This is a genomic window from Ralstonia sp. GX3-BWBA (assembly GCF_003290055.1).
In the GTDB taxonomy this organism is placed as follows: Bacteria; Pseudomonadota; Gammaproteobacteria; order Burkholderiales; family Burkholderiaceae; genus Ralstonia; species Ralstonia holmesii.
Genome location: NZ_QMKS01000009.1, coordinates 910,830 through 931,280 on the forward strand (window position 1 = coordinate 910,830; position 20,451 = coordinate 931,280).

Annotated in this window: 22 protein-coding genes; 5 read left to right on the forward strand and 17 right to left on the reverse strand. The window is 62.7% G+C overall.

Annotated elements, in window-relative coordinates:
- Nucleotides 1-21: 21 nt before the first annotated feature.
- The 3 genes from DOD19_RS11890 to DOD19_RS11905 all read right to left on the reverse strand — a co-directional run bounded on the left by DOD19_RS11890 (nucleotide 22) and on the right by DOD19_RS11905 (nucleotide 2,853).
- Nucleotides 22-771, reverse strand: a complete 750-nt coding sequence (locus tag DOD19_RS11890) for a glucose 1-dehydrogenase (protein ID WP_045201860.1) — start codon at nucleotides 769-771, stop codon at nucleotides 22-24.
- A gap of 149 nt (nucleotides 772-920) precedes the next feature.
- Nucleotides 921-1,814, reverse strand: coding sequence for a LysR substrate-binding domain-containing protein (locus DOD19_RS11895; protein ID WP_112185658.1), 894 nt, complete (start codon nucleotides 1,812-1,814; stop codon nucleotides 921-923).
- 835 nt (nucleotides 1,815-2,649) lie between these two features.
- On the reverse strand, nucleotides 2,650-2,853 hold the full coding sequence (locus tag DOD19_RS11905) for a ribbon-helix-helix protein, CopG family (RefSeq protein ID WP_024976466.1): 204 nt from the start codon (nucleotides 2,851-2,853) through the stop codon (nucleotides 2,650-2,652).
- 78 nt (nucleotides 2,854-2,931) lie between these two features.
- On the opposite strand from DOD19_RS11905, the gene DOD19_RS11910 reads away from it, so the two are divergent.
- From DOD19_RS11910 to DOD19_RS11920, 3 genes are all read left to right on the forward strand, one after another.
- Nucleotides 2,932-3,282 carry an HPr family phosphocarrier protein gene (locus DOD19_RS11910; protein WP_239497990.1) on the forward strand — a complete coding sequence of 117 codons (351 nt, stop codon included), beginning with the start codon at nucleotides 2,932-2,934 and terminating at the stop codon, nucleotides 3,280-3,282.
- A 19-nt stretch (nucleotides 3,283-3,301) separates the two neighbouring features.
- Nucleotides 3,302-4,147 (forward strand): fused MFS/spermidine synthase, encoded by an 846-nt coding sequence (locus DOD19_RS11915; protein ID WP_024976468.1) that lies wholly within the window; start codon nucleotides 3,302-3,304, stop codon nucleotides 4,145-4,147.
- A 99-nt stretch (nucleotides 4,148-4,246) separates the two neighbouring features.
- Nucleotides 4,247-4,594, forward strand: a complete 348-nt coding sequence (locus DOD19_RS11920) for a YkgJ family cysteine cluster protein (protein WP_112185660.1) — start codon at nucleotides 4,247-4,249, stop codon at nucleotides 4,592-4,594.
- 223 nt (nucleotides 4,595-4,817) lie between these two features.
- Here the strand turns inward: DOD19_RS11920 and DOD19_RS11925 are convergent, their stop codons facing one another.
- The 13 genes from DOD19_RS11925 to DOD19_RS11980 form a co-directional block, all read right to left on the reverse strand.
- On the reverse strand, nucleotides 4,818-5,744 hold the full coding sequence (locus tag DOD19_RS11925) for a cation diffusion facilitator family transporter (RefSeq protein WP_112185662.1): 927 nt from the start codon (nucleotides 5,742-5,744) through the stop codon (nucleotides 4,818-4,820).
- 33 nt (nucleotides 5,745-5,777) lie between these two features.
- On the reverse strand, nucleotides 5,778-5,912 hold the full coding sequence (locus tag DOD19_RS28155) for a hypothetical protein (RefSeq protein ID WP_275426885.1): 135 nt from the start codon (nucleotides 5,910-5,912) through the stop codon (nucleotides 5,778-5,780).
- A 23-nt stretch (nucleotides 5,913-5,935) separates the two neighbouring features.
- Nucleotides 5,936-7,312, reverse strand: coding sequence for an ATP-binding protein (locus tag DOD19_RS11930; RefSeq protein WP_112185664.1), 1,377 nt, complete (start codon nucleotides 7,310-7,312; stop codon nucleotides 5,936-5,938).
- Nucleotides 7,309-7,983, reverse strand: a complete 675-nt coding sequence (locus DOD19_RS11935) for a response regulator (protein ID WP_024976471.1) — start codon at nucleotides 7,981-7,983, stop codon at nucleotides 7,309-7,311. The genes DOD19_RS11930 and DOD19_RS11935 overlap by 4 nt, the downstream gene beginning before the upstream one ends.
- Before the next feature lie 31 nt (nucleotides 7,984-8,014).
- Entirely contained in the window at nucleotides 8,015-8,746 is a 732-nt protein-coding gene (locus DOD19_RS11940; protein ID WP_112185666.1) for a cytochrome b/b6 domain-containing protein, read from the reverse strand.
- Nucleotides 8,718-9,209, reverse strand: coding sequence for a diheme cytochrome c (locus DOD19_RS11945; RefSeq protein WP_112185668.1), 492 nt, complete (start codon nucleotides 9,207-9,209; stop codon nucleotides 8,718-8,720). The genes DOD19_RS11940 and DOD19_RS11945 overlap by 29 nt, the downstream gene beginning before the upstream one ends.
- A 48-nt stretch (nucleotides 9,210-9,257) precedes the next feature.
- Nucleotides 9,258-9,674, reverse strand: coding sequence for a DUF1924 domain-containing protein (locus tag DOD19_RS11950; RefSeq protein ID WP_112186025.1), 417 nt, complete (start codon nucleotides 9,672-9,674; stop codon nucleotides 9,258-9,260).
- A gap of 313 nt (nucleotides 9,675-9,987) precedes the next feature.
- The gene (locus DOD19_RS11955; protein WP_112185670.1) at nucleotides 9,988-10,356 is read right to left on the reverse strand and encodes a hypothetical protein; all 369 of its coding nucleotides are present in this window, start codon (nucleotides 10,354-10,356) and stop codon (nucleotides 9,988-9,990) included.
- A gap of 627 nt (nucleotides 10,357-10,983) precedes the next feature.
- Entirely contained in the window at nucleotides 10,984-11,871 is an 888-nt protein-coding gene (locus DOD19_RS11960) for an OmpW family outer membrane protein (protein ID WP_112185672.1), read from the reverse strand.
- A 58-nt stretch (nucleotides 11,872-11,929) separates the two neighbouring features.
- On the reverse strand, nucleotides 11,930-13,894 hold the full coding sequence (locus tag DOD19_RS11965; protein WP_112185674.1) for an acyl-CoA synthetase: 1,965 nt from the start codon (nucleotides 13,892-13,894) through the stop codon (nucleotides 11,930-11,932).
- A complete protein-coding gene (locus tag DOD19_RS11970) occupies nucleotides 13,891-14,847 on the reverse strand; it encodes a fumarylacetoacetate hydrolase family protein (RefSeq protein ID WP_112185676.1) in 957 nt (318 codons plus the stop codon). Before DOD19_RS11970 ends, DOD19_RS11965 begins: the two co-directional genes overlap by 4 nt.
- A gap of 31 nt (nucleotides 14,848-14,878) precedes the next feature.
- Complete coding sequence (locus DOD19_RS11975; protein ID WP_112185678.1) at nucleotides 14,879-15,949, reverse strand: VOC family protein; 1,071 nt, start codon at nucleotides 15,947-15,949, stop codon at nucleotides 14,879-14,881.
- A 9-nt stretch (nucleotides 15,950-15,958) separates the two neighbouring features.
- Nucleotides 15,959-17,575, reverse strand: coding sequence for a bifunctional 3-(3-hydroxy-phenyl)propionate/3-hydroxycinnamic acid hydroxylase (locus DOD19_RS11980; protein WP_275426887.1), 1,617 nt, complete (start codon nucleotides 17,573-17,575; stop codon nucleotides 15,959-15,961).
- Between the two features lie 188 nt (nucleotides 17,576-17,763).
- On the opposite strand from DOD19_RS11980, the gene DOD19_RS11985 reads away from it, so the two are divergent.
- On the forward strand, nucleotides 17,764-18,531 hold the full coding sequence (locus DOD19_RS11985) for a TetR/AcrR family transcriptional regulator (RefSeq protein WP_112185682.1): 768 nt from the start codon (nucleotides 17,764-17,766) through the stop codon (nucleotides 18,529-18,531).
- An 8-nt stretch (nucleotides 18,532-18,539) separates the two neighbouring features.
- Here DOD19_RS11985 and DOD19_RS11990 read toward each other — a convergent pair whose 3' ends face one another.
- Nucleotides 18,540-19,439, reverse strand: a complete 900-nt coding sequence (locus tag DOD19_RS11990; protein WP_112185683.1) for a LysR family transcriptional regulator — start codon at nucleotides 19,437-19,439, stop codon at nucleotides 18,540-18,542.
- Between the two features lie 103 nt (nucleotides 19,440-19,542).
- On the opposite strand from DOD19_RS11990, the gene DOD19_RS11995 reads away from it, so the two are divergent.
- Complete coding sequence (locus DOD19_RS11995) at nucleotides 19,543-20,406, forward strand: NmrA family NAD(P)-binding protein (RefSeq protein WP_024976477.1); 864 nt, start codon at nucleotides 19,543-19,545, stop codon at nucleotides 20,404-20,406.
- The last annotated feature ends 45 nt before the right edge of the window (nucleotides 20,407-20,451 follow it).

The window sequence follows — 20,451 nt, forward strand, 5'->3', positions numbered from 1 at the left end:
TGGCGGTGTAGGTTGGATCGTTCAGTGAATCAGCATGCCGCCGTTCACGTCGAGCGTGATGCCGGTCAGGTAGGCAGACAGATCGCTCACCAGGAACAGGCACGCGTTGGCAACGTCGGCCGCATCGCCGAGCCGGCCAAGCGGGATGCCCTTGATGATCTCGGCGCGCATGTCGGGCGTGAGCTTGTCGCCGGTGATGTCGGTTTGGATCAGCCCTGGCGTGATGGAGTTGACGCGGACATTGTCGCCACCGAATTCGCGGGCCATGGCCTTGGCAAGGCCAAGCACGCCTGCCTTGGCAGCGCTGTAATGGGGCCCGCCGAAGATGCCGCCGCCGCGTTGCGCAGACACCGACGACATGCAGACAATGCTGCCGCGCTTGCGCGCTTTCATATGCGGCAGGACGGCTTGCGACATGTACAGCGTGCCGCGCAGGTTGACGTCGACCACCGCATCGAAATTGCCCGCCTGGATGTCGAGCGTGCGCAGCGGCTGGGTGATGCCTGCGTTGTTGATGAGTCCATCAATACGGTCGTATTTGGCAAGCGTGGCCTGTGCAGCCGCATCGCACGCAGCCCGATCGGTCACATCGCAGGCCAGGCCCAGGTGGCCTTCACCAAGTTCGCGCGCCGCCTGTTCGGCATCTTCGCGCCGCAGGTCGAGTACGACCACATGCGCGCCTTGTGCGGCAAGTGCCTTTGCGGTGGCCCGCCCGATACCGCGCGGCGAAGCGGCACCGGTCACGATCACGACCCTGTTCTCAAGCAACATCGTTGTCTCCTGGCTGTTGGAATCTTGTTGGCTGCAGTGTTGTGCCAGCAGACGATTCGATCAACGCAGTTGGATTCAACTATGGCTGAGAAATTTTCAGATGAAGCCGGGCATGCCACTGGTGCGGCGCACCATGGCGCCCCGGCAAGCTAGGCGCCCGGTGCTGTTTTGACCTGCCGGTCGACCCAGGCGAGAAAGCGCGCCACGCGCGGCAGTTCGGCATTCTGGGGTGGGAAGACGATATGGTGGCCCGCCACCTCCAGCGCGTGGTCCTTGCCAAATACCGGCACGAGCCGGCCCTGGTCGATCAAGACCGATGCGAGCAACGTGCTTTCCAGCGCCACGCCCAGGCCGAGCGCCGCAGTCTCGAGCGACATGTACGAACGGTCGAAGGCGAAGTCGAACGACACGTGCATGTGCTCAACGCCAACGCGTGCAAACCACTGCTGCCACTGCACGATCGGCGTCTCCGACCGAATGAGCCGATGCGCGAGCAAGTCTTGCGGCGAGGGCACGGGGTGCCGTTCGAGGTATGCCGGTGAGGCCAGCGGAGCGATGTGCTCGGTGCGCAGCGTCCTGATCTGCACGTCGCGCCAATGCGCGTGTCCGTAGCGGATGTCGAGGTCGTAGAACCCGCTGGTGAACGAGACGTCTTCATACGAACACGACACGTTCAACCGAATGTCGCTGTGATCCTCCTGGAATGCCGCGAGCCGGGGCAACAGCCACATCAGGCCAAAGCTCGGGCTGGAATGCACGCGAAGAATCTCGACATCGGCGCGGCTGGAGGCGCGCTCCGTGGCACGGTTGAGTTCGGCCAGCGCGCCCGTCACCTCACGCAGATACTGCTCGCCCACGGGCGTGAGTACGAGCCCTCTCCCTTGCCGGAAGAACAGGGGCTGACCGATCGCCGCCTCGAGATTGCTGATCTGGTGGCTGACCGCCGACGCCGTCAAGCCGAGCTCTTCGGACGCACGATTTACGCTCTTGGTCCGCGCGACGGACTCGAATGCGATGATCGCCTTCATTGGGGGAATGCGCATCTTTCGCGTGGCCGATGTCGGCGGGCAGTTGGCGAAATACGGAGCCTAACCCCTTTTTCTGCGTAGGGTGGAAAGTTCCAAACTCAATGACTAGTTGAGCACCGCTTCCTTCAACTGCTTCGATCCCAATGACGCGCCAAACAGGTTGGGATCTTGCGCTCGCCAAGTGCTTGAGCAGAATCTCCCGCAAGGTTGCATCAAGTCCGGGGAGTGTCAGCCAACCCACGCAGTTATCGTCGGAACACTCTGCCCAGGCACGGACTGCGTAGTCGTCGGCGAACTGCCTCCCGAGTTCCTGTCGCACAGGGAAGATCTGCTTCATGGCGGTGAGCTGAAAGCGCGTACTCCGTTCGCGGGAGCATGGCCTCAGATCGTACAGACCGGACCAGTGGCCACGACGGACGACTTACCGGCACCTCTGCTCGCGCCGTTGCGGAACGCCCTGATTGGTCGCACGAGTGGGCTCTTGATGTTCGGTTCGTCGGTCATCACAGACCATTGTGCAATTGACTTGGTGGCCGCATCGCTGGCCCTCGTCAAACATGTTGGCCCAGCGGCGCGCATCATGCCGCGGCACCGCTCCACGCCGGCGAAGGATTGGATGGTGCCCGAGGCGATCTGCCAACGACCTTGCCGTCACCGAAGATGGAATCGAAGCCGCACGAGTGGTTAAGCGACAGCCGCTCTTGCCACTCGCCGGCTTCATCAGTGGTCAGCCGGCGCTGACATTGGTCACAGGAGCATGCAGCCAATTCTTGGACGGTATCCGTCCCTCCCAGGACACAGGCAACGCGTCAGTGCAATTCGAGGCGATCCGCCGTGAGGGGCTCAGAGACTACGGATTGCGTTTTTGAGTCAGGGTGGCCGTCCCGACTTTGGGGCGGGTCGCATAGCTGACGCCGTGCTGCTCCAGGTAGTCGCGAATCAACTGTCGCACCACTTGCGACGGCGTCTGATCTTGCGCCGCGCACAACTTCTCGAAGGACTTCTTCTTCACCGGATCGATCAACACGGTGAGACGCGCAGTCTTGGATTCCATGTGGAGTATCATTGTATGATAATGTCATTATCATTATATACAACCATGCACCAAAGCACAGCCTGAGACGCGCGCTAGGTGCTCCGTCGCCAATTCGCGGGCTGCAGCCAGGCGACCGTGAGCCTGTTTGGAATTCACCGTTTTTTTGAGGATGCATTGGTAGAAGCGACGATCGAGATGACCTGCCGCGTTGGTCTGCAAGGCAGTGGATCTGCGCGGCTGGTACATGCCGCCAGCCAGTTCGATTGCGACATCCTGCTCGTCTGCAACGAGCGCACGGCGAACGCCAAGAATGTCATGGAGGTCATGCGGCTCCCCGCCCGCGCGGGCGCCAAGGTAATGATCCAGGCCGTTGGTCGGGATGACGCCGCCGCAGTGAAAGTCATTGCAGCGCTGCTGAGCGCCCGACTCATTCATACGAACGCTTGATCAAGATCGGCAATTTGACATGTCCTACGGCTCCCTTGACGCCTATGTGAAGTTTCTCGCCGAAGCCCCTAACGACGGGACGCCAACGCTGCTGGAAACTGCGCACGAACTGTCGCTCCATTTTGACGTGCATGGGGTACAGAGCCTCATGTCAAGGCGCGACCCAAACAAGTTGGTGCTCGGCTATACCCGAACGATGATGGGCTTTCTGCTCCTGCAGCCGGCGCCTGCCCGAATCTCCATGATCGGCTTGGGCGGCGGCTCGTTGGCCAAGTACTGTTACCACCACCTTCCCAATACCAAAGTGGCGGCAATCGAGATCGACCCTGCTGTAATCGCTTTGCGCGATACGTTCCACATTCCCCGCGACGACGACCGCTTCGAAGTGATCTGCGCGGACGGTGCCGAGTATGTCAAAGGGCAGGATGCACGACCCGATGTGATTCTGGTCGACGGATTTCTGGCGCATGGCATGGCCGCGCAACTGGGGACTGCAGACTTTTACGCTGCCTGTTACGCGCGCCTTGCCGACGATGGCGTACTGGTTGCCAACTTCCTCGAGAGTGATCGCGATATCCCGTTCTACCTTGAGGAGTTGCACTCGGTATTCGGCGAGTCGTTCTCCGTTTCGACGTCCGAGGACAGCTGCAACTACACGTTGTTCGCTTGGAAGGGGTCGTGGAAACTTCCGGCGCTGGACACGCTGCTCACGCGTGCGCGCACGCTGGAGATGGAGCACGCTCTGAACCTGCGCTTGGCTGCGCGCCGCCTGAAGCAAAGCAAACGGCTCGCGCTGGACCTCGAATTCTGGGAAGAGCGGGCGAGCTTACGGGGCGGCGGCGAACGCCGAATCGACCAGAGCTGAAAGCTCTTGCCACGGAAGTGACCATGCCCATTCGCATATGCCGGGGATCGTGTCCACGATGGACGACAACCTTGTGCTCAGCTACGCCTAGCTACACCGATGCATAGCCAAAAAATCAGGTTTCTTCGCTCACGAATTCCCACATTCGAGTGCACTCCGGGATGTCACGATTGTTGTGGACCTGTGACAACCTCAACGGAGGAGATGTCGAGGCTTCCCGTTAAGAGCGATGCCGAGCGCGACGCTGCGCTGGCAAACCTAAGTTGCCCTCATCTTGATACCAAGGGATGCAGCGTATATTTGGAGCGCCCGTTGATTTGTCGCTTGTTTGGTTCGACTCCAAGGCTTGCCTGTCCGAACGGAAAACGGCCGGACGAAATGATCGATCCGGAAATTGAACAAGAGATTCAGCGCTTCTTTCTTGAGGTGCGTCACGTGCTGGTCTGAGGCAAGGCGACCGCTGCCGATAACAACAGACGCAGGCAATCCGCTATCGTAGGCCGCCCTGCGCAGGAGAGCCAACGCTGGCGGCCAGTAATGAATCGCCCCGGCTTTCCTAGACACCCGCGGGCCGTTGGGAATGGCGTTGTTCGAACTCTACCGGTGGTAGTCCGTTACCCCAGGTTGGGAGTGGCTTCTCACAAGCTCACATAACAGGAGTCGGTTGCGATTAAACCGGCACATCCACCGGATCCACATGGGTCATCAAATTGAGCACGTCGTGGCGTTCCATTACGCGGCGGCGAGCCTCCAGTGCGATGTTGTGGCCCTCGCGCACACTGGCGCGGGCATCGACTTCAAGGTGAGCGTCCACCAGGATCATGTCGCCCATGCGGCGTGTCTTGACGTCGTGTACGCCAAGCACCCCAGGCGTTGCAAGCATGACTTGGTGGATCGCCTCCACAGTCTCCTCATCGACGGCGCGATCCATCAGGTCGTGCAGGGCTTCCCGGCCGAACTGCCACCCCATGCGGGTCACCATCAGACCCACGACAAGCGCCGCCACCGGGTCGAGCAGGCGATACCCCAGCACGTTGCCCACAATGCCAAGCGCCACCACCAGCGACGATGCGGCATCCGAACGCGCATGCCAGGCGTTGGCGACCAGCATGCTCGAACGCACCCTTTCGGCCACCGCCAGCATGTAGCGGAACAACAGTTCTTTGGCGGCCAGGGCGCCCAGCGCGACCCATAGACCAATCAGCCGCACCGGCTGGATCGCCTCGACGTGCTCCAGCTTAAGCACCGCGTTCCAGAGCATGCCCACACCCACCGCCAGCAGGAGCAGACCGAGCGCGAGCGAAGCGGCATTCTCGAAGCGTTGATGACCGTAGTGGTGGGTCTGATCCGGCCCCTTCTGGCTATGGTGGCTGGCAAACAGCACCACAAAGTCCGCGATCAGGTCGGACAAGGAGTGGATGGCGTCGGCAATCAGCGCCTGCGAGCCAGCCAGCATGCCAGCCGCCACCTGCGCGACCGTCAGCCCAAGATTGACCGCCACGCTCACCAGGGTGCTGCGCCGGGCGGCGGCCTGCTTGACCACGCTGTCATCAGAATCGGCAGCGATCTCAAGATCGATTTCTTTTGTCTGTTGCATGGGTTATCTGAGCAGTGAGCGTGGGGATGGGGTTCAGGTTGAGCAGTAGCACTCGGTCGATTCGCAGCCCCGGGCCAATCCATTGAGCATGAGATACGCCGGTGCGGTCTTCCACATATAGATGATCTTCGATCCGCGCTGGTGGCCCGTATTCTTCATGGCTTCCATGAAGGGATGAAGTCGCGCATGACCTATTGGTGGATCCCGGACACGCTGGGCTCCAGCGCTGGCCAGATGACGTCGACGCGCAACCCACCGAGACCCGACGAGCGGCCCACCGTAACGCTTGCACCGTGAACTGCCGCGATCCGGCGCACGATTGACCATCCGAGGCCGCTGCCACTCTGTTCCGTTCCGACGACACGAAAAAAACGCTCGCCAAGTCGGTCCTGTTCGGAAGGCGGAAGCCCGGGGCCGCTGTCTTCCACGCTGAGCGCGGCACGTCCGCTTCGGTTCGCTACCGTCACGACGATGTGGGCCTCGGCGGGGCTGTAGCGTATGGCGTTATCGATCAGGTTGCGGCCAAGTGAGGCAAGCAAAGCCCTGTTACCGGTGACCATGCAACACTCCGGGCTCTCCAATTCGATGTGCTGTCGCTTGCCGAGGGCCATTGGCGCAATGTCTGCCATGACTTGCCTTGCCAGTGCGCCAAGGTCAATCGGTTCTATCGACACGCCGGCGTTGGCGTCCAGTCGCGAAAGCAGCAGTAATTGGTCAACCAGGTGGGCGGCACGGTCGCACCCTTCCAGCGTTCCGAGCAAGGCATGGCGACGCATGGCGTCGTCTTCGGCGCCCATTGCCACCTGGGCTTGTGCCTTGATCGCGGCAAGCGGCGTGCGTAACTCGTGGGCTGCGTCTGCGGTAAAGCGGCGCTCGGCTTCGATCATGGCCTGAATGCGGACAAAGAGCGCGTTGAGCGCGTCGAGCATGGGCATCATCTCGTCCGGCGCATGGGGCATCCGGACCGGATCAAGCGCTCGCGGGTCGCGCTCAGCAAGCGCGTTGCCCAATTTGCGCAGCGGCAGCATGCCCCGCTTGACCGCCCACCAGACGGCCAAGGCGAGTAACGGCAATGCCAACGCCATCGGCCACAGCATGTTGCGCAGTATCGCTGTCAGGATTGCGGTGCGCGAGTCGATGCGCTCGCCGACGTAGACCTGGACGTCCTTATGCACACCCTGCGCTGCAAAGACACGCCAGGCATTGCCCCCGATTCGCACCGTCGCGAATCCGGACGCGGTGTGCTCACCCGGTTTCACCATCGGCTGGTCTGGCGCGTTGGCTGAATGGATGCCCAGTTTCCCTTCGTGAAACACTTGAAAGGCGACCTTGGGCGCGTGGCGATACTGGAGCGGCAGGTCGTGGCTCGGTTCATCGTCTTCGTCGAAGGCCTGCGCGTGCTGCATGGCCAGTAGCGCGCCGGCTTGCGCCAGATGGCTGTCCAGCAGTTGATCAATCTCGTCCTGGGCGTCGTACCACGTGATCAATGCGGTGACGAGCCACAGGCCGGCGACGGCGCCAAGCACCAGAAGCAGCAGCCGACCATGGAGCGAGCGCGGCCGCGTCATGGCGCTTCTGCGTTGTCACGCGGCAGCATATAGCCGACGCCGCGCACGGTCAGGATGAGGTCGCTGCCGAGTTTGGCGCGCAGATGATGGATGTGCACCTCCACTGCGTTGCTTCCAACTTCCTGCCCCCATGTGTACAGGCACTGCTCGAGCTGCTCGCGTGACAGCACGCGCCCTGCGTTCAGCATCAAGGCGTGCAGCAGGTCGAATTCCCGCGTGGACAGCGCAACCGCGCTGCCGTTGCAGAAAACCGTGCGTGACGCCGGCTCAAGCACAATGCCGCGCGCGCGCAGCTGCTCCGTGGGATGGCCATGTGCACGGCGCACCAGCGCGCGAAGTCTCGCACTGAGTTCGTGCAGATCGATGGGCTTGACAATGTAGTCATCGGCGCCGAGATCGAGACCGCGTACGCGATCCGGTATCGCGTCTCGCGCGGTCAGCACCAGGATGGGGACCGCGATGCCTGCGGCGCGCACCTTTCGCAGCACGTCCACACCGTCCATGCGCGGCAACCCAAGATCGAGTATCGCGGCGACGTAGGCGTCCGTGCGCAACTCGCGCCACGCCGCCTCACCGTCGCGCACCCAATCGACCAGGAAGCCCTGCTGCTGCAGGCCCGCCCGAATGCCGTCGCCAAGCAGCGAATCATCTTCGACAAGCAGGATGCGCACGGATCAGATCTCCGCTCGATACCGGGTTGGATCAATAGTCGTCTCTGACTGCACCGTGTTGCTTCGCGGATGCTGAGGGTCGGTCAGTGGCCCCAGCCGGCGGCGCGGACTGCCATTGCACCCACCAGAAGCCCAGCACCGCCACCAGCATCAGCACCGCGAGGCTCCACCACGCGCGGCGGATGCCCTCATTCGGCAAGCCCGTCTTGCGTCCGCTGATCATCGCGCCAACCAGATTCTCACGGTGCAGCCAACTGCTGGCGAAGACGGCGAGAACATGAACGCCCACCAGTGCAAGCATTGCGTTGGCGATGCCCTCGTGCAGTTCGCCGAGCCAGTCACCGCCGACATCGTTGTAGGTGGCCCAGCCCGTTCCTGCCAGGCCGCACGCCATCAGCAGCAAGGCGATGATAGCAAGCGCACCAGCGGGGTTGTGGCCAATATGGTGCTCCGGCTGACCGCGCATGATGCTGGTCAAATAGCGGAGTGTGGCGGCGGGGGACCGTATGAAGTTGGAGAACCTGGCATATCGCGTACCCACCATGCCCCACACCAGCCGAAAGCCGACCAGCGCAGCCATCGTGTAGCCGAGTGTGATGTGGACAAGGCGCCACTGCTCACTTTCCGCAGTCAAGTAGGCACCAAGGAAACTCAGCGCCAGCAGCCAGTGGAACAGACGAGTCGGCGCATCCCAAACCAGGATGCGGCGAGCGATGGAATCGGGTTTCATGGTTTTAGCGTGGGATGCGGACATCGTGTTCATTGAAATTGCCCTGATCCGCCTTGGTATGGCAGGCGACGCAGTTCGAGGCGCTCTTGATGGAGGGCCGGCGCCACACCGCAGCGGGCACTTCGTCGTGGGTGCGTGCAAACCACGCCGAGCGGGTGATACGGTCCTCGGGCGGCGGAGGCATCGACCTCGAGCGATCCGCCGCGTTGGCCGTGAGCCATTGATCAAGCTGCTTGACGGTGGCGGGGTCCAACGACGCATCCGTCCCATAGTGGTGCTGCAGGTTGCCCACAATGCGCTGCCACGAGCTGGCAGGTAGCATGCCCGGCGGATAGGCAATGTGGCAGGACGCGCATTCCTGGCGATACTTGGGCAGCAGCGGTGCAGCGCGCACGCCAGGCCCCTCTTCGGCGGTGGCGAGAAACGACAGCGCCAAGCCCGCGATTGCCAAGCAAGCGCGTGCAGTTGGGCTTGTAACGATGAAATGTCCAGACATTGAGATGCTCCGAATCAGGTCAGGAATTGCGTGGCGTGCTGAACGGTCCTACTTGCCGAGAGTCATCAGCCAACTCAGGATGTCTGCTTTCTCGGCTGCCGTGCACTCACGCCCTACCACGTCGTTGCAGTTGCGCCGGAACCATTTCTCGGTCTTGGCGACATCGGTAAAACGCTCTGGGTTGAATGCCGGAGCCAGCGGCGCGATCGACTTGCCGGTCGCGGCATGCCGGCCGGTTTGCGTTGGCGGATTGCCATGGCAAGAAGCACAGCTCCATTCACGGCCGTGCTTGGATGTAAAGAACTGCTGCCCGCGGGACGGGTCGGAGGGGGTTCCGGCCTGCGCTCGATATTGGTCGAGCAGTTGCGCGGGCGCTTGCGCATTTGCCAGGGGAGCGGCAGCGGCTAGTGCCAACGCCAAGACCGAATGCAGGCGGGCAACAGGAAGAAATTTGGGGGTTGGCATCATGGCCTCTCACGCTGAGGAATGCCTTGATGCTCTCGGATTCTTCTTAACGGATTCTTAAGCGATACCCCGGAAACCATTTCAGTGGCCCGATCAAGGATCGGCCCGCTTGCATGGATTTCCTATCGATAGGTTCCGGATGCGGTGTGGCAAAGGGCGAGCGACGAAGGGAACTTCACCCCGAGGTCGCACTCGTTGCTGCCCTAAGCAGCTGCCGATACAGGAGTCACTCAGTAAAGAGAGCGCCAGCGCGGTCATTCCGCCCGGCTTGCCTCGGCATTCCCGCCCGTCACGGGAATGCGTCAATCGGTTTTTATTGGCTGTAGCCCCGCCGCTCTATGGCAGCTAGTACGTCCCACGTTTGCGGATCGACATCGCGGCCCCCGAGCGACATCGATACGTATGCATCAATCGTATCCACAAAGCCTTTGATGAATGCCGGCGGGAACGCGTGCGTGGAGAGGTGTTGAAGCTGCTCGCGCAGCATGCCCGGGCGACATTGTCCGTGTGAGCGCATGGCGGTGCGCGTGCGCTTGAGATACGCCTGCGCTGCGATTGCGCCGTTCAGGTAGGTGCGGTTCTTGGTGAGCGTGCCTCCATCAGACGACGTGGGCGCGTGCGTGGGTGGTTCGGGTGGAGATGGATAAGACGCGGGGCGGTGCCCGCTTGGACCATTTGGCATAGAGCCTCCAGAGGTGGTTGGAGGCCCGCCAGCTCGTCGCTACACGGGGGTGGCGGGCCCGACGGCGGGGGTAGCGAACCGGTTCTCTGGAGCACCGGCAGACCCGAAGGTCTCCCCACCCGGCCCGCCCTTGAAAGCGCGCGAGTGTCTGCCGGCGAATCGCTGAGCGATTGCCGTCCAGAGGCACTGCATAGATCAGGTCGCTACACCCGGCTGCCGTTGGTGCGGCAGCGGCTGAATTATAGCGAGGGGGGCGGCGGCAAAAGTTGGATTATTGATTCGCCCTGGGCGCCGGGCTGAATCTCACGTTCCACCCTCAAACACTGGAGCTTCACCCTCAGACACTGGAGCTTCACCCTCAAACACTGGAGCTCCACCCTCAATGAGTCGAACGTCAGGGTCAAACACTGAAACGTCACTGTCTGACGGTCGCGTTTTCGGCCTCAAACACTGGAATCTCACTGTTTGAGGGTAAAGCTCCAGTGTCTGAGGGTCGAGCTTCACTCTTCAACACTCGAACTCCACGGTCTGAGCCTCGCGCTCTGCCCCACCGCGGATGCCCAAGCACGAGCGGCGTTTAAGCCCCACCGAGTTCATCAGCTCGCTCACCCTTGGCTTCTCGATCCGCTAGAACCGGTATCCAACGTTCAGGCTGAAGACGACAGGCTTCACGTTGATCTCCGTCTTGTTGACGGCCAGCACCTGGCCTTCCTGGCTTCGGAGCGTGATGGTCGATGTGGTTTTGAGCGGCAGATAGGCGACGGTGCCGACAAGCGTCCAGTTCTTGGCAAACTCGTACGACGCGCCAATGTTGGCAACCGGCGCCCACGAACTGGAGGTCGCTGCCGACACCTTGGCGGGGCCGGTGGGAATCTGGCCCATGCCCAACTGAAGGACTTGGCCGAGGTTCTGCATGGCGCTGACGAAATTCGAGTTCAGGCGCAGTTGGGTGAAGAAGTTGTAGCTGACGCCCGCACCGATGAACGGGCGCAGCTTGCTCTGCGCGGTTCCAAAGTAGTACTGCCCAATGAGCGCCGGGTTCCACGCACGGGCAGATGCAACGGGGTTGTTCTTAGGCAGCCCCAGATCGATGAGCGTGAGGTTCCCAAGTCCCGGCACTGGCGCGACGACCTTGCCACGACCGTAGATGTTCGTGGTGGGTGGGATGCCCCCGACCGCAGTAACAGCCCAGTTGTCGTTGATGAAATATGTCTGCGTGAGCGACAGCGTGGTGGAGCTGCCCGTCTTGGCACTGGTGCCGGGCGACTCATAGCTACCCAGGCCAAGCGCGCTGGTTGAGGTAGACAGCGGCGTTGACGAATCCGTGGGATGAATATGAAGCACCCCAACCGAGAGCACGTTGCGCCCGCGTATGTATCGGTCAAAGAAGCTGGCATCACTGCTGGGCGGGTCTTCGTTTGATTGCGCATGTGCCAAGGGGGCTGCCATTGCGATGGCGGCCGCCACGGCAAAAAAAGAACGAGCGGGGGCGAAGCGCAGAGTGAAGTGCGCCATGGTGTGTCTCCTGTTTTGGAATCGTTGTATTGGCTAAGGCAAGCTGGGGCGTGACGGACTAGGGAGGCGCGCCTCCGTCTGGCGAGATGGAAAACGAAAACGGGAATCGGCCGAGCACGGCTGCAACGCTGTCGTGCAGGGCTGGGTCACTCAGGCCGGCACGTACCAGGATGCCGGTGGTCTTGTCTTCATCCAGCACGAGGTGCACACCCTCGATGCCTGCGTCGCGCAGCGCGCAGTGCAAGGCATCGGCGGCTTCTATTCGCTTCAGCGCGGGCTTGAAGATCTTGCCCACCGCCGTGAGCGGTATGGCATCCACGATGTGAATCTGCTTTGGCTGCGCAGCGCGCTCAAGGATGGCTTCGCGCACGAAGTCCGCAAGTTCTTCGCGGCTGGCCGTGGCGCCGGGCTTGAGCTGGACGTACGCCACTGGCAGTTCGCCCGCATGCGCATCCGGTCGCCCGATGGCTGCCGCAATCTGGACAGCCGGGTGCCGATGCAGCGGCTCCTCAATGGTGGCCGGATCGATGTTGTGGCCACCGCGGATGATGAGTTCCTTCTTTCTGCCGGTCAGCCAGAAATAGCCATCGTGATCCATGCGGCCGAGATCACCGGTGTTGAGCCACGCCCGGCCATCGCCCAGGTCAATCCACAAGCCCTTGTTGTGCTCGGGCTGCACGTAGCCGCCAAAGACGTTTGGCCCCGAGATGACCAGGACCCCAGGTTCGTCCGTAACGCAATCGCGCACATAACGGCCGTCTTCGCCGAGCACCACGGCCTTCATGAGCTGGCCGGGCACACGCAGGCCAATGGAGCCGAGCCGCCGGTCGCCCAGCGGTGGGTTGACGCTGCTCACGCACGTGCCTTCGGTCAGGCCGTAGCCCTCCAGAATCTTGACGCCGGTGCGCCGCTGGAATGTGCGGAACACCTCGACCGGCATCGGCGCAGCGCCGCACAGGCCGTATTCCAGCGAACTGATGTCGCGCTTGCCCACGGGCACATCAAGCAACGCCGCATAGAGCGTGGGCACGGCGCTGAAGAAGTTGATGCGGTGGCGCTCAACGATTTCCCAGAAGCGCGCGACAACGCCCTCGCCGCGATAGCCCTGGGGCGTGCCGAGCACCACGTGCGCGCCCTTGGAGAACGGCAGAAGCCCGGTCGCCAGCACCGCGTTCACATGAAACAACGGCAACCCGCAGAAGATCGTCTTGCCGGGCCCCACGCTGTTGCCAAGGAACTGCCCTGCCGCCCACGCATTGGCTACTTCATTGCCATGGCTGCGCGTTGCAATCTTGGGTAGCCCCGTGGTGCCGCCTGTGCAGAAATACGAAGAGGTATCCCCTGCCTTGAAGACGCGCGGATAGGCGAGCGTTGCACCGGATTCGCGCGCCATCGCCCTGCCGAAATCGTGCAGGTGGATATATCTGGGCACGGCTGCGCGAACACCGTCCCGGCCGAGCAGCCGTGTGCATTCCCTACGCTGCACGAGCCGCGCCATCCAGCCCTTGGGCCCGCGCACACGATCAGCCAGATTGACGAGCACGAGATGCTCGAGCGATGCCACATCGCCCAGAATGCGCTGCACCTTGGGCCACAGATCGGTTCCGGGAAACGGCGCCAGCGTGACCAGCACACGCGCGCCGGCGGCCTTCAGCAGATCGGCAATGGCGGGGGCTTCGAGCAACGGATTGATGGCGCAGACCGTGCCTGCGGCCTCCCCACCCCAGATCACGAAATGCGTTTCCGGCAGATTCGGCAGCACGTAGGCGACCACCTCATCCCGGCGAATGCCGAGCCGCGTGAACAGGTTGGCGGTGCGCGTGATGTCTCGCACAAGCTCGCGATACGTCCACGTTTCGGCCTTGCGATGATCTGATGCACGCAAGAAGAACGACAGCGCTGGGGCAGACGGGTTGATGGCCGCGCCGCGCCGGATCATCTCGTACGTGCTGGTTGGCAGATCCGCCGGCACTTCCCTCGCTTCAATGGCGAGGATGTCGCTCTGGTTTGCGATGCCGTTCATGCTGCGTCTTCCACTACGCGGTTGCGCTGCGTGCCCAGGTCGATCTCGCTGTCGGCACTGAAGATGCGCGATTCGACGATGTCGCCGGGCTTCAGATACTGCGGGCGCGCCGCCTGCACCTTCATGAACATCCGCCACTTGGTGGCCTCCGGCAACAGCGCGGCGATGCGCTGCTTGGCTGGTGACGGAACGCTCAGCGCGCAGCCGGCGGGTGTGCCCGTGGCGATCAGGTCGCCGGTGTGCAGATCATGAACGCCCGACAACTCGGTCAAGGTTTCGGCGGGCCCGTGAACCAGGTTGGCGGTGCAATCGCTCTGCCGCGTCACGCCGTTGACGGTCAGCCTGAGTTGCAGGTCGCGCAGCCGGCCAAAGTCGCGCGGCTGCAGCAGGCACAGATACGGGCCTACCGGGCCGAACGTGCGATAGCTCTTGCCCTTGTAGAACTGCATCTGCGGAATCTGGATGTCGCGCGCCGAGTAGTCGTTGACGATGACGATGCCGGCTACGTACTCGTGCAAGTTGGCGTCCGTTACCGACTGGCGCGTTGTTACCTCGCGTTTCATGACGAGGCCCAGTTCGATCTCGTAGTCGAGAAACTGCACGTGACGAGGCCGCACGAGATCCGATGTGGCCGGAACAATGCAGCCCGGTGCCTTGGTGAACACCATGTTGAAGTGCTTGGCGTCCGGATTCATGCCCGACTCGATCATGTGCTGCCGATAGTTCGCACCCAGGCAAACGAACTGCTGGTTGCGCGTGACCGGCGAGAGGATCTCAACTTCCGACACCTTGATGGCGGGGCCGGCCAACACCGACAGCGCCTCCACCGTGTTGGACTGGAGAAAGGCGGAGGTGGTCGGAAACTCGCCCGGAATGGGCGTGATCATGCCGGCGCGGATCATTCCCCACTGGGCGCGACCCTGGTACCGGTAATGCAGAACATTCAATGCCATGGCGTATCGGGGCTGTCGGTAAATGAGGGGGTTACGCGAAAAGCTTGGCCAGCGTGCGCAGCTTGCCGACTGTCAGGTCGGGGCTGTTCCGCAGGTTCCTTAGCAGGGCCACCAGCTTGGACAGGGAGAGCTTGGGCTTCGTAAAGCTGCGCGGCATGACGGGGCCCCATTGCGACATCGCCTCTCGGCTTACGGCATGGATGCCGGTCGGCTGGTCGGCGGTGAACATGTCACCGTCGCAGTAGTGTTCGTGCTTGTCGCCCCACGGGTCTTGCCAGTAATCGAAGATCTGGCTGCCCAGGATGTGCCGGCCGATGCCCCACGCATGTTTCCAACCGCGCTCGCGCAAGATACGTTGCCCCATGCCGATGGCATCAGCGTCGATCACTTCAAAGGCGCTGTGGCTGTAGACCGGCGCGAAGCCCTGGGCGAGTGCCAGCGTGTGGTGATCGGCAGGCGTAGCGCCCAGGTCAAGCCGCATGAATGCCACCGCCGGCGAGCCATCGGGCAGCACCTGCACATCGCTGGGAATGAAGCCGAAGTGCTGCGTGTACCAGGCGCTCGTGGCTTGGTAGTCGGCCACTTCCAACACGACGTGGCCCAGGCGGATGACCTCCTGCGGCCTGGCCTGAACGCGCTGCGTGTCATTCACACGAACAATGCTGTCGGCCGTGTTGAGCGCCATGGCCGTACGATGCGGCAGCGTGCCGCTGGGCGCCTGGCCCCACACGGCATCCACGCGAAAACCGGACGGGTCACGCAAGCGCACGCACAGTCCGCCGCCCGGTGCAGTGATTGGCTCCACGCCAGATGCGCGCGGCAGGCGGGCGAGCGCTTCCAGGTCTTTGCTGTCGGCAACACGCAAACCGAATCCGACAAAGCGGTCTGTGTCTGCCTTGTTCACCATGTAACAGAACGGGGCTGTACTGGTGCCGCGCATGAACAGCCGCTCGCCGTCGCGCCCCACGGTGTGCAGGCCGAAATCGGTCAGGAATTGCTCTGCCTTGGTCAGGTCAGGCCGTTCGAAGATCAGGTAAGCCAGTTCGAGCGCCTTGGTGGTCGGGTTCGGGTGGCGTGCAGGTTGGGCTGTCGTGAGTTTCATGGTGAGACCTCAAGCGGCGCGTGCGACGGGGGCCAGGGAAGACGCCTGCCCGGCAGATGCGCCGAGCAATGCGAGGCTTTCTCGGACAAGGCGGACGGCGTCCCGTGCCGGGCCGTCATGGACGATGGTGCGATCGGGGCGGATGACGGCAGCCCAGCCAAAGGGCACGGAGCGCGGCAGGAAAACACCTTCTAGGTCTTCCCAGTGCTCGCCTGGCGCAACATGCAGGCGTTGGCCCCGATGCGTGATCTGGACCACCTTGCCGCCCGCCGCTGCAAACGCTTTGGCGGTGTCGGCATCCAGTTGTGTGCTGAGGTCATGGCCAAAGCCGATCAACGCAAGCCCGGCGCCAAACACTTCATCGCTCAGTCGCGTCGTGCCATCGCGGCCGCGCACCCAGCCCTGGGCGAGCACGGCGCCACGGCGCAAGCGCGAGCCGCCCTTCCCCGTAACGAACAGACCCCGTGCGAACGCGTTCTTCGGCTTGATGCCGAGTTCCTCAAGCTGGGTACGCAGCGGCGGAACCAGGCGCACAAGGCGCATGAGCCCGTGCGTGATCAACGCAACGCCGGCATTGCGCGGCATCACGAGCTTGCCCATGAACTTGGCGAGGTTGATCATCGCCTTCGCATGCGGGCGGCGTTCACGGTCGTACGAATCCAGGATTCCCGGTGCCGCGCGGCCATGGACCACCCAGGCCAGCTTCCAGCAGAGATTGGCGACATCCCGCAGGCCGGCCACCAGCCCTTGTCCGACGAAGGGCGGCGTGATGTGCGCGGCATCTCCGGCAAGAAAGACGCGCCCCTTGCTGAACGTATCGACCACGCGTGCATGGAAGCGATAAACGGCCTTGCGCTCGATGACGATATCGTCGACGTTGCACCAGGGCTTGAGCAATGTGCGGATGCGTTCGTCCGATTCCATTTCGGCGCGCGTTTCACCGGGGCTCAGCATGAACTCCCAGCGTTCGCGCCCGCCCGGGGCCGTCATGTGCGGCGTCGGGCGGCGATGGTTGCAGAGGAACTCAACGTGGTCGATCGGGCGCGGCACGTTGCGCGCATCGACGATGAGCCAGTCTTCGGCAAAGGTCTTCCCCTTGAAAGCCTGTCCGATCAACCCGCGCACCACGGAGCTAGCACCGTCTGCCCCGATGACGTAGCGCGCACGCACGCGATGCGTCTGTCCGCCGGCCACTGCGACTGAAGCCACAACGTGGTCTTCGGAGGCTTCCAGCCCCATGAACTCCGCGCCCAACGCGATGTGTACGCCGTCGTACTGCTGGAGTTGGCGCCGCAGGCTGCGCTCCAGATCGGGCTGGTAGAACGTGACGAGCTTCGGGTGCCCGTCTGCGCCGCCGAGCGTATTCACGCGCGCGAATTCGCCAAACACCGGCGAGCGCATGCGCACAAACGGGATCGCGATGGTGTCGAGCTCGCGCTCGCCAATGCCCGCCAACTGCAGGATGCGCAGCGCCTCGTTATCCAGCGCGATGGCGCGAGGCGCCATGAAGATCTCCGTGGATTTCTCCACGACCAACACCCGTACGCCGTATCTGGCCAGCAGGTTTGCAGCCATGGCACCCACGGGGCCAAAACCCACTACCAGCACATCGACTGCAGAAGGCAAATCGGGGGCGGGGGCGCACTGGGGCGCGAACGGAAGCGCTTCCTGCGCCTCTTGTACAGCTGTCTCCACGCGAACTCCTGTTCTTGTATCGCCCATGCATCGGGCGCTTTCGATATTCAAATCATAACTGATACTTTTGTCAACTTTGATCAGGTTAAACTCTAACACCGCTTCATCGACTCGATCCCATGCCCCGCACTCCCACTTCCCGCGCCGCCAAGGCCATCAAATCCGCCACAGCGGCCGCAACGGCTACGCCGGCGGCCACCGCCGTTGAAGAAAAGGAGCCGCGCGGGGCCCGTCGCAAACGCGAGACACGGTCGCGCCTGTTAGAGGCGGCGCTCAAGTTGATGGCCGAGAAAGGAATGGAGGGCGTTGCGATCAACGAGATCACCGAGGCCGCGGATGTCGGCTTTGGCTCGTTCTACAACCACTTCGAATCGAAGGAAGCGATCTACCTGGCGCTGACGGACTGGGTGTTCGAAGAGTTTGCGGACACGCTGGATCGGATTGCCGAGGGTCTTGCCGACCCGGCCGAAGTGATCGCCGTATCCGTGCGGCACACGCTGCTGCGCGCGCGACGGGAGCCTGTGTGGGGACAGTTCCTGATTCGCGAAGGATTCTCGCCTCGCATCCTCAGCCGTGGGCTTGGCCAGCGGCTGCTTCGCGACATTGGGCGGGGCGTTGCGGCACGTCGGTTTGACGCACCCGATCCACTGATGAGCCTGATTTCCGTTGGCGGCACTGTTCTCGCCGCCGTGGCTGTGGGCGTGCAAATCGACGCGCAATCGGAGCCGGCGGCCACGCTGCTGAAAGGCCTCACCGACGGCAAGAGCGATTTTCCGGAGCGTGCGGCGTCGGCACTGCTGCGCATGCTCGGGTTGGACCACGCCGAGGCGGAAGACATTGCGCATCGCCCATTGCCGAAAATGAGCGGAGACACCGAAGCGCTATAACCGCATCCCTATGCTCCAGAATGGAGATAAGCCGCCAACTCTTCGGGCTCGCCCGTCGGAAACGCGTCTTTGAGGTGGTCGAGAAAAGCGGAAACACGGGCGCTGAGCAAACGCCTGGAAGGATAAAGCGCCCATAGCGCGATTTCGGGGCCGTCCACATCACCCCAATGCACCAACGTGCCGGCCTCCAGATCGTGGGCCACGAGCGACACCGGCAGGCACGCTGCGCCCACGCCAAGACGGACTGTGTCGCGCACCATGATCAGCGACGACAGGTGTGCGACGGGCTTGATCGCTATGCGCGACTTTCCCTCCGGTCCGGTGATATCCCAGGCGGTGCTTCCAGTGCCGGGGCCGCGAAGGACGGCCGGCGCAACGGCCTTACCTGATGGCCGCTCCAGTTCCGGCTTTGCCACGACAACGAGGCGGTCACGCAAGAACACGCGCCCGATCAGGCTTTCGTCCGGGTCCGGGTTGACTCGGATCACAAGGTCATAGCCCTCCTCGATCATGTCGACGCCACGGTCTTCGGTCGTCACCTCCAACTGCACCTCGGGATATTTCAACGCGAACGTGGCAACCAGCTTGCCCATGGCAATTTGGGAAAAGAGCATCGGCGCGCTGATGCGCAGACGCCCGCGTGGCCGCTCGCTTCCCGACGCAATTGCCGCGGCGCTCTCGGCAATCTCGGTGAGCAGCGTGCCGGTACGCTCGTAAAGCGCATGTCCCTCCTGCGTGAGCTTGAGCCCGCGGGGCCCGCGCTCAAACAGCCGAATATCGAGACTGCCCTCCAGCTCCGAAACCCTGCGAGACAGCGTGGCCTTCGGACGACCGGTCGCGCGCGCGGCCTCGCCAAAGCTTCCATGCCGGGCAACCAGGTTGAAATCGGCAAGCGCAAGCAAATCCATGTGTTCCACCAGTGAGATACCTCGTCTATTTATAGCATCTTCCGGACCACAGATGGATCACCTACCTTAGCTGGGAACGCAACCCACTCAAGGAGTGAACATCATGACCATCCTCGTTACTGGTGCTACCGGCCGCGTCGGCCGCCAAGTCGTCAATCAGCTCGTCAATCGCGGTGCGAACGTGCGCGCGCTGGTTCGCGACCCGTCGAAAGCCGACTTCCCGGCCAGCGTGAATGTCGTGCAGGGCGACATGCTGGATCTCGAATCGCTTCGGCGTGCCTTCATCGGTGTCCGGACACTGTTCCTGCTCAACGCGGTTGCTGGGGACGAATTCACCCAGGCGCTCATTGCGCTGAACGTTGCCCGCGAATCCGGCGTTGAGCGCGTCGTCTATCTGTCGGTCATGCACGCCGAGCGCTTCGTGAACGTGCCGCACTTTGCGGTGAAGTCCGGCGCAGAACGCATGATCGAGCAGATGGGCTTCAGCGCCACCATCCTGCGTCCGGCTTACTTCATGGACAACGAGCACATGGTCAAGGACGTCATCGTCAACCATGGCGTCTACCCAATGCCGATCGGCAGCAAGGGGGTCGCCATGGTCAACACGCGCGATATCGCAGAAGTGGCGGCCATCGAACTGATCCGCCGGGACACGGCACCGGGCAAGCTGCCGATCGAGACCATCAACCTGGTGGGCCCCGACACGCTGACGGGCCCTGAACTGGCCTCCATCTGGTCACAGACCCTTGGCCGCCCCGTCGTCTACGGCGGCGACGATCCAACCGGTTTCGAGAACAACGCGGCGAACTTCCTGCCCAAATGGATGGCCTATGAGATGCGCCTGATGGCCGAGCGTTATGTCAGCGATGGCATGGTTCCGCAGGCTGGCGATGTTGAGCGTCTGACCAGCATCCTGGGCCGACCGCTGGGCTCGTATCGTGAGTTCGCCGCCGCGCTCGCCGGCTAAGCCGCATGCAGGCGTGGCGGGCATCTCGGCCGAATTGGAAAGGCC